Origin of the sequence: Acinetobacter sp. MF4640 (genome assembly GCF_002018895.1) — a bacterium.
Taxonomy (GTDB): Bacteria; Pseudomonadota; Gammaproteobacteria; order Pseudomonadales; family Moraxellaceae; genus Acinetobacter; species Acinetobacter johnsonii.
Window position 1 is genome coordinate 1 of record NZ_MVOM01000150.1, and the last position, 624, is coordinate 624.

2 protein-coding genes are annotated in these 624 nt (G+C 34.6%); both read left to right on the forward strand.

Annotation, left to right across the window (positions count from 1 at the left end; genetic code table 11):
* The first annotated feature begins 14 nt into the window (after positions 1-14).
* Entirely contained in the window at positions 15-320 is a 306-nt protein-coding gene (locus MF4640_RS18850) for an IS630 transposase-related protein (RefSeq protein WP_000122230.1), read from the forward strand.
* A gap of 47 nt (positions 321-367) precedes the next feature.
* Positions 368-624: transposase (locus tag MF4640_RS18855; RefSeq protein ID WP_171263924.1), on the forward strand; the 257-nt coding region annotated here is incomplete at its 3' end.

Below are 624 nucleotides of genomic sequence, written 5' to 3' on the forward strand. Positions count from 1 at the left end.
AATACAATGGTGCAATGAGTTATTCAGAACATTTTAGACGTAAAATTTTAGCTAAGCTTGAGGAAGGTTATTCTATTCGAGCGGTAGCTGCACAATTTGAAATTAATAAAAATACCATTGTTGAATGGAAGAAACGTATAGAGATTAAAAAAACTCGTGTACGTAAACCTTCTAAAATTAACGATGATGCTTTACGTGAAGATGTTGAAAAGTATCCTGATGCTTATCAATATGAACGCGCTGCACGTTTTAATTGTGGTGTTTCATCTATTGGTGCTGCATTAAAGCGCTTAAATATTACAGTTAAAAAAAGACGTTAAGCCATCCTAGAGCAGATACGAAGCTTAGGGATAAATTTATTCAGCAAGTGAATGAATTAGAAAAAAACCACCCGATTATTTATCTGGATGAAAGTGGTTTTAAGTCACATGATTACAGACCTCATGGCTACTCACGAAAAGGAGTACCCTGTCTAGGGCAATATAATTGGCAATTAAAGAATCAGACCAATGCCATTGGAGCAATCCATAAAGGGTATTTATTTTCAGTCGGTTTATTTGACTGCAAAATCAATTCAGATGTTTTTCATTTTTGGATTGAGCAATTCCTCATACCAGCATTACC

What these genes read in the sequence shown, in the direction of transcription:
- MF4640_RS18850 (WP_000122230.1), top strand. Translation starts at nt 15, where the DNA reads ATGAGTTATTCAGAACATTTTAGACGTAAAATTTTAGCTAAGCTTGAG.